Annotated in this window: 23 protein-coding genes and 1 tRNA gene; 18 read left to right on the forward strand and 6 right to left on the reverse strand. The window is 42.3% G+C overall.

Annotation, left to right across the window (positions count from 1 at the left end):
- Positions 1-25 precede the first annotated feature (25 nt).
- The 10 genes from PWYN_RS28240 (at position 26) to PWYN_RS17660 (ending at position 3940) form a co-directional block, all read left to right on the forward strand.
- Positions 26-544, forward strand: a complete 519-nt coding sequence (locus tag PWYN_RS28240; protein WP_157261211.1) for a hypothetical protein — start codon at positions 26-28, stop codon at positions 542-544.
- A gap of 71 nt (positions 545-615) precedes the next feature.
- Positions 616-930 carry a helix-turn-helix domain-containing protein gene (locus PWYN_RS17620; protein WP_052088084.1) on the forward strand — a complete coding sequence of 105 codons (315 nt, stop codon included), beginning with the start codon at positions 616-618 and terminating at the stop codon, positions 928-930.
- 166 nt (positions 931-1096) lie between these two features.
- Positions 1097-1285, forward strand: a complete 189-nt coding sequence (locus PWYN_RS17625) for a hypothetical protein (protein ID WP_036654724.1) — start codon at positions 1097-1099, stop codon at positions 1283-1285.
- Between the two features lie 131 nt (positions 1286-1416).
- Complete coding sequence (locus tag PWYN_RS17630; protein WP_036654726.1) at positions 1417-1698, forward strand: helix-turn-helix domain-containing protein; 282 nt, start codon at positions 1417-1419, stop codon at positions 1696-1698.
- On the forward strand, positions 1695-1883 hold the full coding sequence (locus PWYN_RS29640) for a Rha family transcriptional regulator (protein WP_036654729.1): 189 nt from the start codon (positions 1695-1697) through the stop codon (positions 1881-1883). Before PWYN_RS17630 ends, PWYN_RS29640 begins: the two co-directional genes overlap by 4 nt.
- 231 nt (positions 1884-2114) lie before the next feature.
- Entirely contained in the window at positions 2115-2354 is a 240-nt protein-coding gene (locus PWYN_RS29785; protein WP_157261213.1) for a MerR family transcriptional regulator, read from the forward strand.
- Positions 2351-2713: a hypothetical protein gene (locus PWYN_RS17645; RefSeq protein WP_036654733.1), complete on the forward strand. Its 363-nt coding sequence runs from the start codon at positions 2351-2353 to the stop codon at positions 2711-2713. Before PWYN_RS29785 ends, PWYN_RS17645 begins: the two co-directional genes overlap by 4 nt.
- The gene (locus PWYN_RS17650; protein WP_084146775.1) at positions 2706-3056 is read left to right on the forward strand and encodes a DUF3102 domain-containing protein; all 351 of its coding nucleotides are present in this window, start codon (positions 2706-2708) and stop codon (positions 3054-3056) included. Before PWYN_RS17645 ends, PWYN_RS17650 begins: the two co-directional genes overlap by 8 nt.
- Before the next feature lie 251 nt (positions 3057-3307).
- The gene (locus PWYN_RS30060; protein WP_036654734.1) at positions 3308-3601 is read left to right on the forward strand and encodes a helix-turn-helix transcriptional regulator; all 294 of its coding nucleotides are present in this window, start codon (positions 3308-3310) and stop codon (positions 3599-3601) included.
- A gap of 96 nt (positions 3602-3697) precedes the next feature.
- Positions 3698-3940 carry a hypothetical protein gene (locus tag PWYN_RS17660; RefSeq protein WP_036654736.1) on the forward strand — a complete coding sequence of 81 codons (243 nt, stop codon included), beginning with the start codon at positions 3698-3700 and terminating at the stop codon, positions 3938-3940.
- A gap of 339 nt (positions 3941-4279) precedes the next feature.
- Here PWYN_RS17660 and PWYN_RS17665 read toward each other — a convergent pair.
- Positions 4280-4351 (reverse strand) — tRNA-Val (locus tag PWYN_RS17665).
- A gap of 177 nt (positions 4352-4528) precedes the next feature.
- On the opposite strand from PWYN_RS17665, the gene PWYN_RS17670 reads away from it, so the two are divergent.
- On the forward strand, positions 4529-5428 hold the full coding sequence (locus PWYN_RS17670) for an SDR family oxidoreductase (RefSeq protein ID WP_036654738.1): 900 nt from the start codon (positions 4529-4531) through the stop codon (positions 5426-5428).
- A gap of 13 nt (positions 5429-5441) precedes the next feature.
- Here PWYN_RS17670 and PWYN_RS17675 read toward each other — a convergent pair whose 3' ends face one another.
- Positions 5442-6971 carry a sensor domain-containing diguanylate cyclase gene (locus PWYN_RS17675; protein ID WP_036654740.1) on the reverse strand — a complete coding sequence of 510 codons (1530 nt, stop codon included), beginning with the start codon at positions 6969-6971 and terminating at the stop codon, positions 5442-5444.
- 201 nt (positions 6972-7172) lie between these two features.
- On the opposite strand from PWYN_RS17675, the gene PWYN_RS17680 reads away from it, so the two are divergent.
- The 4 genes from PWYN_RS17680 (at position 7173) to PWYN_RS17695 (ending at position 9606) form a co-directional block, all read left to right on the forward strand.
- On the forward strand, positions 7173-7358 hold the full coding sequence (locus PWYN_RS17680) for a hypothetical protein (RefSeq protein WP_036654743.1): 186 nt from the start codon (positions 7173-7175) through the stop codon (positions 7356-7358).
- A gap of 270 nt (positions 7359-7628) precedes the next feature.
- Positions 7629-8717, forward strand: a complete 1089-nt coding sequence (locus PWYN_RS17685) for a site-2 protease family protein (RefSeq protein ID WP_036654744.1) — start codon at positions 7629-7631, stop codon at positions 8715-8717.
- Positions 8718-8809: 92 nt separating this feature from the next.
- On the forward strand, positions 8810-9031 hold the full coding sequence (locus PWYN_RS17690) for a hypothetical protein (protein ID WP_036654748.1): 222 nt from the start codon (positions 8810-8812) through the stop codon (positions 9029-9031).
- Between the two features lie 128 nt (positions 9032-9159).
- Positions 9160-9606: a GNAT family N-acetyltransferase gene (locus PWYN_RS17695; protein ID WP_036654751.1), complete on the forward strand. Its 447-nt coding sequence runs from the start codon at positions 9160-9162 to the stop codon at positions 9604-9606.
- 123 nt (positions 9607-9729) lie between these two features.
- On the opposite strand, the gene PWYN_RS17700 is transcribed toward PWYN_RS17695, so the two are convergent.
- The gene (locus PWYN_RS17700) at positions 9730-9981 is read right to left on the reverse strand and encodes a DUF3892 domain-containing protein (protein ID WP_036654754.1); all 252 of its coding nucleotides are present in this window, start codon (positions 9979-9981) and stop codon (positions 9730-9732) included.
- Positions 9982-10203: 222 nt separating this feature from the next.
- Between PWYN_RS17700 and PWYN_RS30695 the strand changes: the two genes are divergently transcribed.
- On the forward strand, positions 10204-10608 hold the full coding sequence (locus PWYN_RS30695; RefSeq protein ID WP_420805816.1) for a CBO0543 family protein: 405 nt from the start codon (positions 10204-10206) through the stop codon (positions 10606-10608).
- 16 nt (positions 10609-10624) lie between these two features.
- On the opposite strand, the gene PWYN_RS17710 is transcribed toward PWYN_RS30695, so the two are convergent.
- Positions 10625-11083, reverse strand: coding sequence for a hypothetical protein (locus PWYN_RS17710; protein WP_036658806.1), 459 nt, complete (start codon positions 11081-11083; stop codon positions 10625-10627).
- On the reverse strand, positions 11083-12027 hold the full coding sequence (locus PWYN_RS17715) for a hypothetical protein (protein WP_338049202.1): 945 nt from the start codon (positions 12025-12027) through the stop codon (positions 11083-11085). Before PWYN_RS17715 ends, PWYN_RS17710 begins: the two co-directional genes overlap by 1 nt.
- 208 nt (positions 12028-12235) lie before the next feature.
- On the opposite strand from PWYN_RS17715, the gene PWYN_RS17720 reads away from it, so the two are divergent.
- Both PWYN_RS17720 and PWYN_RS17725 read left to right on the forward strand, forming a co-directional pair.
- Complete coding sequence (locus tag PWYN_RS17720; RefSeq protein WP_036654759.1) at positions 12236-12790, forward strand: copper amine oxidase; 555 nt, start codon at positions 12236-12238, stop codon at positions 12788-12790.
- A gap of 88 nt (positions 12791-12878) precedes the next feature.
- On the forward strand, positions 12879-13202 hold the full coding sequence (locus PWYN_RS17725; RefSeq protein ID WP_036654761.1) for a DUF1292 domain-containing protein: 324 nt from the start codon (positions 12879-12881) through the stop codon (positions 13200-13202).
- Positions 13203-13311: 109 nt separating this feature from the next.
- Here PWYN_RS17725 and PWYN_RS17730 read toward each other — a convergent pair whose 3' ends face one another.
- Positions 13312-14787: an aminotransferase class I/II-fold pyridoxal phosphate-dependent enzyme gene (locus PWYN_RS17730; RefSeq protein WP_036654762.1), complete on the reverse strand. Its 1476-nt coding sequence runs from the start codon at positions 14785-14787 to the stop codon at positions 13312-13314.
- Positions 14788-14825: the final 38 nt, after the last annotated feature.

Below are 14825 nucleotides of genomic sequence, written 5' to 3' on the forward strand. Positions count from 1 at the left end.
GAAATTGGATGAGAAGGGGATTGCTTTGAAAAAATACATTGTCGGATTCCTTGTCGGAGCTATTTTTACTGTTTCTGCTACAGCATTTGCAGATGATATTAAAAGCCTTGTTGGAAAGGCTATTCAAGGAGAAGCGCCGGTTATTGTAGACGGCCGGCAGCTGGACACGGCGATTATTGTTGACGGTAAAAGTTACGCGCCGGTCAGGTCGATAGGAGAGGCCGCCGGTTACTCTGTATCGGTTGATGGGAAGAAGATCATTTTGAAATCGGAGGTCAAAGACACGATGAAAACAACCAGTGAGAATATGAATAAACCGCGAAATCTTGAGGATGCAAATTGGGCGATAGATAAGGCTAAATCCGACATTGAACGATACAAGGAAGCAATTCAACTCTATGAGCTGAATGTCTCAGCATCCAAGACGGAAGAAGCTAAAGCGAACAATCAGCAAATGCTGGATTCATACAAGAAGCAGCTCGCCGAAGCTGAACAGAAATTGATTGATCTGGAGAAGCAAAAGGCGGAGCTGGAAAGTAAATAGCGTGCATGTAAACGGGCCCTCTTCGGAGGGCTCTTTTCGTTACAGGGTATCTGAGAGGAAGGTAGTAGGAGATGACCACCAATGAGTTTATCGATGAAATCAAAGAGCGCATTATAGCTGAGCTGCTGCCGGCTACACAGGAAGTTATGAATCAGAGATATGCGGATCGGCTAAAGCGGGCCACGTTGTCGGCTGAAGAAGCCGCTGAGTACATCGGCATTTCCAAGACGCTCCTGTACGCAATGGCCAAGGCCAGGAGCATCCCGTGGTTTCCTGTTGGCTCCCGGGGGTCGCAGAAGCCTCAGATGCGGTTTAGGCTGTCCTCGCTTGATCACTGGATGGATGAGCAGGAGCGGTTGAATTATGAGGCGCCGAAGGGCTGCTGATAGAGTGCCATGTAACTGCAGAATCTTGGCATTGTTTATTCGGGGATACTCAGAAAATTTCAGTTTCGGTCGTGGCCTATCTTCGCACAGATGAATAAGTCAGGTCTGAAATCTATCTCTTTTGACAATATTAAATAATGTGATTCGTATATTGAGAGGTGGCTAGATGAAGAAGGCAGTAATCAATGTGACCGTAAATTGTGTTCCGCATACAAAGCCGCAGCGTCTCATCGACGTTTTGGCACGGCTGATATTGAAAGAGGTTTTGCACCAAGAGGCTGAAGCTACCAGAATAACCGAAGTAATACCTGCAGTTTCCGCAGCCCAAAAAGAAAACGGAGAATCTAATCCTTGAACCTACTATAGGGTTGTTAGTGAATGTTAGTATTCAACTTATGTAAGTGCGCTTGTTTAGGCGAATAGCGATAGAGTTTCTGGCTACCCTAAAAAAAGTGAGTGGGAGAAGTATAAATACGGAGTGATGTAATGGATTACAAAACGGTGGATTTGCTCGAAGCCATTCGCGCTGATATTAAGCAGGAACTTCGTGAGGAACTATTGGCCGTGCTGCAGCCTGAAATTGAACGGCAGCTCTATTCGAACATCTTCGATATTTCCGAAGCTTGCCGATACTTAAAAGTTTCTGACAAAACCGTACGCAGAATGATCAAAGAAGATGGGCTACCCCATTTTTGGCAGAGAGGTCAAATTTTCTTTCAACAAAATTCATTAAATCGCTGGATATCTAAAAAGGAGGTAGTCAAGTGAACCAATTAACGATTTTAAATCAAAACGGACAATTGCTCGTTGACAGCCGCGATGTTGCAGAAATGACAGACGTAAGACATGGTCATCTATTAGCTAAAATTGATGGCTACATTAAGGCATTGCTAACTGAACCGAATTTTCGGTTGAGTGATTTCTTCATTGAAAGTTCGTACCAAGACAGCTGAACACAAAGTTTATGAAAACCTCAGAAAACCTAGTATTCAGCAAGCTATCAAAGGGGCTCAGGATAAGCGTGCTGCCAAGGTCGACATCACAGCCGATCCATACACGCCATTTGGCTTGCCGTCACTGTCACGAGATTGATCATCAATACCAATGGCTAAATGTCAGGGAATGAGCTTGTCTGTACCGTTGATGAGTTAGTTAGATAATCGCACAACAGCGAGGTGAAAAAAATGATGGTAAAAAAAATGTACCTTCCACCCCATCTAACCGCTAAGCAAATTTCCGAATTTACTAGCTTATCCAAGCGAAAGGTATACGTTTTAATGAGCACAAATCCTGACATTGGTGGCATTCCAAGCTTTAAAGTTGGCCCGAAGTCTGTACTAGCGGACAGGGAAGACTTCCTTTGTTGGTGGGAAAAAACCAAACGCGAAGGGCAGATTTTCCCATCGAAAGGAGCAACCGAATGAACAATTCTTCCATAATTCTCGATGAATGCACACCTGAACATTTTCGTGATCTGCTGCGGGAGATTCACATTTTAAATGCTGAATGCTCGGTCGAAATCTCCCGCAGTTCTGAAATCTTTGCTTATTGGAACGGAACCGTAAGCAATCCAGATCTTGCGTCTATTTCGGACGATCAGATCTGCATCGCATTTAAAATCGGATCAGTAAGTCTTGAACTGGATGAAGCATACATGTTCTGTTTTCATCAATCCGCTACACAAACCATTCTTTGCGCAGGCGTTCCTGGGGAGTCAGATGATAGTCCTTCGCCATACGGCATCTGGATTAATTCTCATCTTAAGGGGAGCGTACATGAATGAGCTAACTCTTTCATCTGATTTGAAGGTCATCACGGCTGAGATTAATAGCTTTAAGCAGATCGCTGGGCAATCGATTTTTGAAATCGGTAAAAGGCTCAAACACGTTAAGAAAAATGATCTTGCTCATGGAGAATGGATGGTCTGGCTTTCATCCATCGACATCGATCACAGCACGGCTCAAAAATTCATTCACGCCTACGAACAATTCGGAAACCTGGCGATGTCGCCAACTTTGCAGGTTGGGAAAATATTCGAAATGCTTGCGCTGCCTGAATCGGATGATTGGGCGATACATGAGAAAGCGAGGTGTAAGAGTGATGTCAATCGAAAAGGCAATTGCTGATATCGTAGCCGAGCATGTTGCAGAAGCAGAAAAGCGGATATTGGAACGGTTGTCCGTAGCATCGGACCGTTGGTGCAGATGGAAGTAAGAATCCCCGATACTTGTTCAGCTCGGTCAGCCTTGATCGGTGGAAGCGAGAAGAGGAAGAGCGGAACTATTGGCCGAAACGATGACAAGTCTGAGAACGGAATATTGCGTTTTCGGACCTTCTGAATCGGAAGGTTAGATCCGTTGTGAGAGGAGGTTTAACTTTGATCCAGGAAGAGGCCTTCGAGTTGTTTGTCCAGGCCATTGAATTAATGAAACTGGAGATTAAGAAGCAGGTACTCGCAGAAATCGCATCATACCAGCATGGAGACTTAATGACGATCCCACAAATGGCAGAGCGCATGCAGATTAGTGAGCGTAAAGCGTATGAGATGAGGAAACAAACCGGCTTTCCTTCTTACAATTTTGGAGAGCGGCAGATCCGGGTGATATGGTCAGAAGTTATGCAATGGGCAAAAAAGCAAGCAGAAGAAGAGTACGTGCGTCAACTGAAATAATGCTAGTTAACGCGCATAAGATCGCTGTTTCTTTTTACCAAATTTCTCTGTATAATACGTGTTGAAGGCACAGATTAGAAAAAAGGAGTGAAAAACATGGAGAATGAAGTTCATAAATTAAGCCCTTTATTAAGAAAAATTCTTCATGTTTTATCATGTTTTGGTTCTTATTTGATTGCCTTAGGCGTTTGTTGGATGGTTCAAATTTTCACTATCGGATTAATACCTCTAGTTCAAAGACCTAAGGTATTGGGGCTCCCGATATATTTCTTTGTAAGCTTAATAATTGCCCATTTTATAGTGAGAAAATATGTGAAAATAAATTCGCCTTACGAATGATCTTCTGGTTCTCCATCGACCGGAAGATTTTTTAATTCTTTTGGAGGAATTACATCTAGTTTTCTGAAGATTTGATTTTGTACTTCAAGCATTTTAAGTTGCTGACTATCCGAGTGCTTTCGAAACTTCAACCATTTTTCTAGTAAGCCGTCAGAACAAAATCCGTTGATCTCTTATTGAGATTTTAGCGGATTTTCAAGTTCTTTATTAGGGCTTGCCAAATAGTTTCACATCAAAATAACATCAATGGAACGTTTGTCACGCTGTACCATACAATTCCAACGTTTTGTACCAACAAAAAAAGCCTTGAATATCAAGGCTTTCATGATCTGTACTATATAGGACGGATGGGATTCGAACCCATGACCCCTACCCTGTCAAGATAGTGCTCTCCCGCTGAGCTACCGTCCTGCAACGAAATTTATAATACCATAGGAATAATGTTGAATGCAATTGTTTTTTAGTCAGTCCCCGTATGTCATGCACTTTCATAAGTACATAATGGCCTAGCCTAACCGCATATGATTTCTCGATCTGTTTAATTACCTGAACGTTATTGGAAATTGAATGAGAAGGAGAGAAACGGCCATGTATCCGTCTTACCCGTATTATAGTTCGGAGGTCCAATGCAAGAACGTTCCGCTTACATTCCCCCCGCAAGAACAGAGGAGGCAGCCGGGCTTTGAATACTTAATGGTTCCTCGTCCCATCTCGGAGAATCCATGTTATATAGGAAGCGGCAAGCTAAGTAACAAAGTTGCTCTTATTACAGGCGGGGACAGCGGGATAGGCCGTGCTGTCGCGATCGCCTTCGCTAAAGAAGGGGCAGATATAGTTATTGTTTATTATGATGAGCATCAGGATGCTGCTGAGACAAGACAGCGAATCGAACAACTTGGAAGAAAATGCTTAACCATGGCCACGGATCTAAAGGAAGAGGAAAACTGCAAGTCCGTTGTTGTAAAAGCAGTGGAGGCCTTCGGGAGAATTGATGTTCTTGTGAATAATCACGCCGTCCAGTTTCCTCAGCAGAGTATTCTTGATATCACAAGTGCCCAATTGGATATGACGTTTCGGACGAATGTTCTATCCTATTTTTATATGACTAAAGCGGCTCTGCCCCATATGAAGGCTGGCAGTTCTATCATCAATACGGCATCTGTGACCGCATATCGGGGAGAGAAAACGTTAATTGATTACTCATCCACGAAAGGGGCAATCGTATCGTTTACTAGAGTTCTTTCACTTTCATTAGTAGATCAGAAAATTCGAGTGAATGGAGTAGCCCCAGGCCCCATTTGGACACCCTTAATTCCGGCAAGCTTCCCGGCAGAAAAGGTTAAGACCTTTGGAACAGAGGTGCCGATGAAACGGGCAGGTCAGCCTTTTGAATTAGCACCGGCTTATGTATACCTGGCCTCAGATGATTCTGCCTATGTATCGGGGCAAATTCTTCATGTTGGCGGAGGAGAGATGGTGGAATCATAGGGGCAGTTGTCCTCTACAGAAGCTGCTGCTTTCGATTTCTTTTGGCACGATACATGGCTTTATCTGCATTATTCAGAATAGTATCTTCGTCTTGTCCATCATCTGGATAAAAGCTATAACCCATACTCATTTTAACAGTGAGGCTTTTATCCTTATATTGTAGATCGGTGTGCAAGAACTTTGTTTCTAACTGCTGGAGGGTAACCTGTATATATGAAATAGACGGAATGGGACTTAGGAAAAATACAAATTCATCTCCGCCTAATCTTGCCGCTACGCCCTTTTGGCCTACAACCTCCTTGATCAAGTGTGCGGTATGCCGCAGCACCTCATCTCCTGCCTCATGCCCATATCTATCGTTCGTATCCTTGAAATCATCTAGATCGATAAGGATAACTGCCAAATGATGACCAAGCGACTTAGCCTCATTGATAGCTTCAGCCAGCTTTTCGTAGAAGTACCTCCGGTTCGGAAGAAGGGTCAATGGATCATGGTAAGCGAGGAAAACAATTTGTTTCTGATTCTCCTTCTGTAAGGTTATATTTCGAATGATCAAAATGACATGGGGCTGATTATCCACAGAGACATAATCACCATCAATTAGAACGTCTAAAAATGTGTCCCCATTTTGAATGGATGTCTCCAGCTCCTTAATTTCCTGTCTTTTCTTCAGACTGTTACTAAGCTCTGCACTAGCTAAAGCGTTCAGTACCGCATGATCCAGATCAATATGATTGAGCATTAATCTGGCGCTGGGATTGGCCTCCTTTATAATGCCCGAAATTTCAATAAGCAATATAGCTGCAGGGTTGAGGTTGAACAGCTTCTCGTACCTTTGATTATTGAAGTTCAGAAACTCATATTTTTTCATGGCAAGCTGGAGAAGGAAGCACCATATAATACCTGCGTATAAATAGGGGAAAGGGGGAATCTTTTCTCCAAATCGGAAGTATCCGAATATAGCAGTCCAACCTAGGGTCAGAATAGTGCCTACAATCATCAAATTAAAAATCGCTTTATATTCTGGTGAGCCTGCACTCGACTTAGCTTTGAATAGAATGAACAAGGTTAGAGCGCTAATTAGAATGCTGACGGTCAGCCCCGCATAATAAGCAGAGTTAAAGACTGGCCATTTCCAAACTCCGGCTGTTATGAATTTTTGGGACGATATGTAATTTTTGTTACTGATTAAATTGATGGGAATGATCAGAAGATGGACATAAAAAATATACGGGTTCAATAGCTTAGGTAAGCGCTTGTCCATCCTTGTTATTTTGGCAAAGAAGTGAAATCCAAGTCCTGGAAGCATAATACCTATACTAGAAAACATTATTGCAGTTAATGGAGGACTATAACTAATAGGCAGTAAGAATCGGATGTACTCTTCGAGGAATAGCAGGAAATAGCATCCGGTAATCAGGCTAACTAGCCTATGTTCAGTTTTTTTGGGATTACGCACCAGGACATCAAGACCCATATAGAAAAAGAACAGCATAGGGAGTAAATAAACGACTAAGGTTAATAAAACTTCCGACAGGTTCATTCCTATTGTCCCCTTCCATTTGGGCGCTTATGCCGAAAGTAAAGCTGCAGAGCCGTATAGTAGTATATTAAATTAAAGTGTCGTGTTTTGTCGATTTTAAAATTTAAATAATACTTGATCATAGATGACAGCTTGTATAGTTCGGTACCTTCATGAGGAACATATAACAGGAATTGAAATTGAATAGAGGGAGGCAAAACCATGGAGCATACCAACATACCGGATAAAAATTTAATCAATACTGTTAAAGAGCTGGAGCAAGAACCAGTGAACAGCCACCAGGCCCAGCAGATGCAGCAGGATAAGAATGATCGCCGTAAAGAAATGATCAAGGATCTGGATGAAGTTGTTAAATTCAAAAACAACGATCAACATCCCCATAGATGATAAGTCCAACGGCTGTCTTTCATATGCTCAATCGTTAATATTCAGCCAAACAAGAGACCTCGACTGCAAATTTGCTGAGGGGTCTCTTGTTTATTTTAGTCAGGGTTCGCGCACCTTCCCCGAAGAGGAAAAGTCTAAGTGGTTATGTTAAAATAAAAGTTGCAATTAACTTTGAACTGGAGGAGTCGCTGTGGAGGTAGATCGCACCCAATGGTGGAGACTTGTTTTGAGATTCCTGTTTTTGTTTGGATTTCATAGATAAATTTAAAGATGAAGGAGTTAGAGAACTTGCCGCAAAATGAATCGAAAAAAAATAATCTAAACCCGCTAAAATGGTTAGGCGGCGGTGCTGCTTTTTTATTAGTTAAAGGAAAGGCTCTTTTATCCATTCTTAAATTCAGTAAGATTGTCGGCCCTCTTCTTTCAATGATGGTTTCGATTTGGGCTTACGCTCTTATTTATCCGTGGGGTTTCGCTACCGGATTTGTACTGCTCCTGCTTGTTCATGAGTTGGGTCACGTCATTGCGGCCAAGCAGAAAGGTCTTCCGGTCAGTGCTCCGCTGTTTATACCTTTCGTCGGTGCTTTAATTGCTATGAAAAAGCGTCCGCTGGATGCCAAGACGGAAGCTTATATTGCCTTTGGCGGTCCTGTGCTCGGTACATTGGGGGCAGTAGCCGTTTTTGGAGCAGCCTATTATATGGATAGTCCGTTGCTGTTTTCACTTGCTTATATTGGTTTCTTTCTGAATTTAATTAATTTGCTGCCGATCCATCCGCTGGACGGAGGCCGTATTGCAATCGCGGTTACACGCTGGTTATGGTTGGTTGGACTTGTAGGCGGTCTGGTCGTTATTATTTATTTAAAATCCATCTTGTTCTTTATCATTTGGGCACTATTTGCTTATGATCTGTTTAACAAGTATATCCGGCGACGCAAAAAGAGTGGGCTGCAGTCCATTACGAGAGGATTTTTAATTCCAGTGGAGCCTTTGCTGGCGGAGGGGTATCTAATTCCGGGACCCGAGCATCGAAGAGATCTGCCTTTCAGCACTTATAGTGATATGAATCAACAGCAGTACGTTACAACACAATGGGAAGGCCTGAAGTTTGAAGGTACAATGCCTCTTCCGGTGCAAGGGTTAATCCATAAAGTCAAAGTTATAGGTTTGGAAAAGGTGTTATTGGAAAATGGTTTGCATCTCAAAATGCATTTGGAGGTACAACTTACAGTCTTTGATAATGAAAAATACTACGATGTACCTGTCAACGCACGCTGGAAGTACGGCACGGCTTATTTTCTCTTGGCTGGATTCTTAGCCGGTATGATGTATTTGGTGCATACTGTAGGCAACGTGTAATTTGTAAACATCCGAATGTTTTAGAATGACCCAAGTCGTCAAAGCTGTTAACGATAAGTTGCAGCAGGTGATGACGAAAGGGGTTAATAATTTTGCCGAACAAAACAGGATGGTTCTTAGCAACGTATGTATTTATGATGTTGGTGCTTGCAGGGTGTTCCAAAGAGGAGCAGGCCCCGGTGTATACAGAACTAAGAGAGATGCCGTCTATGAAAGAAAGTTTGCATACAGACACCCGTTACGAACCGTTGACTCCGGTTATGCAGGATGTATATGATCGGTCCATACCTGAAGATGTCTACTCCACCGATTAAGGTCGGATTTCCGTGTAGGGCTGAAGAAACCTCTCTTATGTTGGTCGAGGACACGGCTATACAGAAAAAAGATTATTCTGTATAATAGGTCAATTATCGTTTGGATATAGAGAGAGGAGTTTAAGGTAATGGCAGCGGAAATTGTACGTGTTACGACAGAGGAGCAGCTTCAGATAGGGCTGGATATTCGCACAAAGGTATTCGTAGAGGAACAACAAGTACCGGCTGAAGAGGAAATTGATGAGTATGATGTGGTTGGCTGTAATGCGCATCATATCCTTCTTATGGATGAGGGAATCGCCGTCGCCACGGGGAGATTGATTTATTACAAAGCGGGTGCTGCCAAAATGCAGCGTGTGGCTGTCTTGAAGGACTATCGCTCGAAGGGGTATGGACGTGTTCTTCTGCTGGCGCTAGAGGAGATGGCCCGTGAGTTGGGGCTGGAGAATTCGATATTGGATGGACAATGCCAGGCAGAACCGTTCTATACTAAGCTGGGCTATGAAGTTATCTCTACCGAGCCGTTCTATGATGCAGGGATTCTTCATGTACGGATGCAAAAAGATCTTAAATAAGCTGCTCTACGGTACTTGCGTTTTATATACTAGAACAAAGGCTCAGCGAATGCTGAGCCTTTGTTCTGTCTTTTTAGTGATGTACCGATATGGTTTGAAATCCCCGAGACATGACTCCGAGAATTAAAAGTTGGGCAAGTTATCAAGATTGTTGTCTTTACGTCCATCCGCATTGGATCTAAGATGCTCTTCGTTATCCCGACCCTTAAAAACGTTTAAATTCTGAATTTCATTATTCTTTACCATCGACTGGGCGGTTTTATAATCAACAACTTTTCCGGAAGTTAACTTCAAATCAACGATATCGCCATCTCCGTTTTTTCTTACGGCAACAACCTCTTCTTGTTGATTCTGCTGTGTATTTCCTTGTTCCATTGTAATCGCCTCCTCATTCCTTAGTATCACAAGAGAGCCGTTAAATTATTCATCTTATGTTGTGTTATCTTCAGGTCTCCTTTACTAACGGATTAAAATATATCGAGTGGAGTACACTAATCCTGAAAAGGAAGGAGGCTTCTGGAGATGATTAGTAAAAAAAGCGAAATTCGGTTTTTGGAGGCCTTGTTGGTCGTATCGATATCATTATTGCCTTTTGTAATGAACAAACGCCCCCGAAAAAAATGGATGATTATTTACCTATATAGTGCAGTTACTAATGTGATAATGGATAAAATTCTTACACATTATGAACTCATTTCGTATCCTACACGGCTTTTTCCAAAAATTTTCAGGATACATATTTTATTTGATACTCTACTGTATCCATTGGCTAATGTTATCTATAATCAAATCGCTAAAAAAGATAAGATTCTAGTAATCCTGTATAAATCAATATATTTTTCCGTTCCCCTTCTAATCGTCGAGACTTGGGCTGAACGAAATACCGGATTAATTAAATGGGGTAACGCTTGGAGAGGGTATCACACATTTTTGGGAGTTAATTTCAACACGCTATTCACCAGGCTTATTGTTGTAAGAATCTATAGACGGTTATGTAAATGAACTAATTAAGGGGAAGTTAACTTATACGTGCTGTTCCTAAGGCGAAATGATGCCAAAGAATATGTTCCACGGTATCCCCCTTTGCCTCATCGCATTCTATAATCAATATGACCTCAGGTCTTTTTCCCTGTAGAATCCGGTGGTTCCTCCTAATTATTTTGTAATAAAACAAATCAATTAAAAAACCTAATAAAAAGCCTGATCCGGCACCGATAAGTCCCCAATAAATCGGACCCCACTGCAGCCTGAAACCAATGCTTGCACCAATAACCGAAAAAGCAGTGCCTAAAGCAGCACCTGTGCTAATCAGTGAAATACCGTCTGCATTATGGATGCTGTCAAAGAGACTGCGTTCTTTTTTGCGATTGGTTAAAGGGACAGCAAAGATATGTTCTTTACGGATTCCGTTCTCTTTAAGAGAACTAATCACTAGTTCTAAATTCATGGAATGCTCAAAAGTGGAAAATATTTGGATCAAGGATTATCCACCGCTTTCTCTTTTTTAATCTTAAAATGTGGATTCTGAAAATGATCGATTAGATAATTTTTCTGCTCCGCTTCGAACAGTTTGTTATTTTCTACAGTGTTTATATACGAATCATAAAGGGCAAATCCCCACATGGAAGGTATATATAACAGCCATTCTTTATCCAGCACAGCTGTTGACTGTGAAATATCTCCAAGGAAAAGGTATTGTACTGCAATCAGAGCCTTAGAGAAATACAGAAAGAGAATCGTCCATACAAGGCAGAAAAAAGCCGATATAATACGATGGATGTACAATTGTCCAAGCCCCGGCATAAACAAAGACCATACAACGGACATGATGGGGTTTCTTTTATCTATATAGTTAACTTCTAGGGCTCCAATGGAAAAAGTATTAAAGGGAGCATTCTCTCTATCCGCCAGCAGATATACTTTGTTCATATCAACACTTGTACGATAGCTGTCCCAGATTCCGAAGATATACACAGGAATGTACATAAGCATCCATCTTACATCCAACACTTCCTTAGCCAATTCAATGTCCCCGCAAAATGAATGTACCATAGCAATATTTATTTTAGTGTTGTAGTTGACTATGACTTCCCATATAAACAAGGAAAGCCCCCGCAGATATTTGTTGAGCAGAAGATGACCGAAGCCAGGGAATGCAGCTGACCACCAAGCGATGAGATAGGGGTTCTGCAAGTGAAATTGAGTGGTGCCGAAAATGCTGACATGGGCTTTGTATCGGCGGAACTTATTGTCGTTGTTTCTAAAGTTATCCGTCTGATTCCCAACCTTTGCAAATAATAGTAACTGTATTTTGCCCAATTGTTGGAGATGTATCCACCTTGGGTTTTTCAGGCTTCTCATTACTGTAATGCATAATATTTTTGGTAAAAGCATTTCCGGTCCCTGAAGGCGGGTCGGCATAAGGGAAAATCCTCCTATTATAGGTTATTCAGTAACTAATATCCCTTTTAATTTCCTTATTTTAATAGGGTGGATTCATTTTACCCGTTAATTGCCCAAACATGCGGGACAGGGTGAAAAAAATGAAATTTTTGCCTCTAACCAGCGCAACTTGCCTGAGTGATCGAAGTATATATTAACAGCATGAATTGTTTGGAGGGTTCCTAATATGAGATGGAAAAAAATTGCTCTATGCGTGATTGTGTTTTCCCTAATGGGAAGCTCACTTTTATTCGCTGACGCTGTAACGCAAAAGATTCGGGTGTGGAGCAACGGTAAAGAAATGGCAGATGGTGGTTATTTAATTGATGGTAAAACGTATATCCCTGTTAGGGAAGCGGGTGGAGTTGTAACTTGGGATGATTCTGGAAAAGTGAAGATTCTTAAACCGAATGTTCATATTTTCCTTTTCCAAGGTGATACCGTATTTGGCAATGTAAAAATAGGGAAACTAAAGTTCAAAGTATTCAGTCAAGTAGACACTCTAACGGATGAGATTTTTGCAGTGAAAGTAGCCATTACAGATCCGTCGGGTAACGTAAAAGATATCCAATCGCAGGAGTATGAAGGTTCCCGTAAAGATAACTTTTGGTTCCCAACCTCAGAATTTACCTATGATTTCAAGGAGACTGGGAAGTATCGGATAGGCTTCTTTATCAAGGGTGAAAAGAATGGAGATTACGTACTTGTGTCTGAAAAAGTAATCACCGCGTTCAATCCATAATATGTTACTCTTGCAAATTGACCTGAACTAATCTAACGTGGTACGATATTATGCGTAAGATAATTCAACTTAAAAGTGAGGTATTTCAATGAGCGATCACAAACATGAGCATGGCCATGAACATGGTGAAGCATGCGGTTGCGGACATGATCACGACCATGAGCACGAGGAGTTTGTGCTGACCTTGACGAACGAGCAGGGCGAAGACGTGGAGATGGTTCTGGTAGAAACATTCGACGTAGCTGAGAAATTATACGCATTACTGCTGGAACGCGAGAACCCTGAAGCAGATGGTATCATTCTGCGTATGGAAGAAGAAAACGAAGAAATGGTACTATACAATATCGAAGACGAAGCTGAGTGGAATGCTGTTGAAGCTGCTTATAACGAGCTGCTTGCTAAGCAAGAATAGATTTCGATAACGATTATACGCTGTTACTGTTACAAGTAGCAGTCAATGCAAAAACCCGATACCTGCTATGGTATCGGGTTTTTGTATGATTACTGATCCAATAACAAGATCAGGAGATAGGATTAGCTTCTACAATTACCTTAACATTAGTAATACTGCGATCCTCGGGTCCCTTTACCGGAAGGCCGATTTCGACATGGTCGATAATGTAGTCTATGTTATCCTGGGTAATTATCTCACCGGGGAGAAGAATAGGAATGCCCGGCGGATATACATAGATGAATTCTGCGATGATATATCCCGCAGATTCCCGGAACGGAACGAGCTCTGTATCTGCATAAAATGCGTCCCTTGGAATAAGGGCAAGCTGTGGAATTTCCGGTACTTGAACTTTTAATTCATAAATTTCACCTTTGCTGTAGTGAATGGCAGACAGTACCCGTAAGGCAGCAAGAAGTTTATCTACTGATTCTTGAGTATCACCTGGGGTAATAAGGCAAAGAATGTTATACATGTCGCTAAGCTCTACTTCGATGTTATATTTCTGACGAAGCCAGTTCTCTGTCTCGTATCCGGTGATACCAAGGTGGCGTACATGAATGTTTAACTTGGTCGGATCTAGATCAAAGGTTGCCTCGGTACCCAGTATCTCTTTACCGAAGCTGTACAAGCCTTCTATATTGTTAATGGTATCGCGGGCATAGTTGGACAATGCAATTGTTCTGGCAGCCATCTCATGGCCGTTCAGGGCAAGATTGCGTCTGGATGTATCCAAGGACGCCAGCAAAATGTATGATGTTGAAGTTGTGGTTAGCATGCTTAGGATAGTTTGTACCCGTTGCGGGTTGACAAGACCGGTCTTAGCATTTAGATTCAATACCGAGCTCTGCGTCATGGAGCCGCCCAATTTATGGACACTGGTTGCTGCCATATCCGCACCAGCCTGCATGGCTGATACCGGTAAATCCTCATGAAAATGAATCAGTACTCCGTGCGCCTCATCTACCAGTACGGGAATTCCGTAGCTATGGGCCAAATCCACAATCGAACGCAGGTCGGCACATACGCCAAAATACGTAGGATTAATTACGAGGACGCCTTTGGCATCCGGATGGCGCTTTAAGGCGCGTTCCAGCGAGCTGGTGGTTATACCGTGATCTATCCCGAGATTCTCATCCTGTACAGGTGAGACAAAAACCGGCTTGGCTCCTGAGAAAATGATCGCTGACATGACTGACTTGTGAATGTTACGCGGTACGATAATTTTATCTCCAGGTGAGCATACAGAGAGTATCATTGTCATGATAGCATTGCTTGTGCCTTGTACGCTGAAATACGTATAATCAGCGCCAAAGGCCTTAGCCGCCAACTTCTGTGCTTCCTGAATGACTCCGGTAGGCTGATGAAGATCGTCCAGAGGTGCGATGTTAATCAGATCTATAGATAGAGCGTTATCGCCGATAAACTCACGGAATTCGGCATCGGTTCCTAGCCCCTTCTTATGCCCGGGAATATGAAATTGAACGGGATTACCTGCGGCATGCTTTTTAAGAGCTGTGAAGAGGGGAGTACGGTGTTGATCCATTTAATGCTGTCACAACCTTTCGCGAAGAGTAATTTTTA

Origin of the sequence: Paenibacillus wynnii (assembly GCF_000757885.1) — a bacterium.
GTDB lineage: Bacteria > Bacillota > Bacilli > Paenibacillales > Paenibacillaceae > Paenibacillus_AQ > Paenibacillus_AQ wynnii.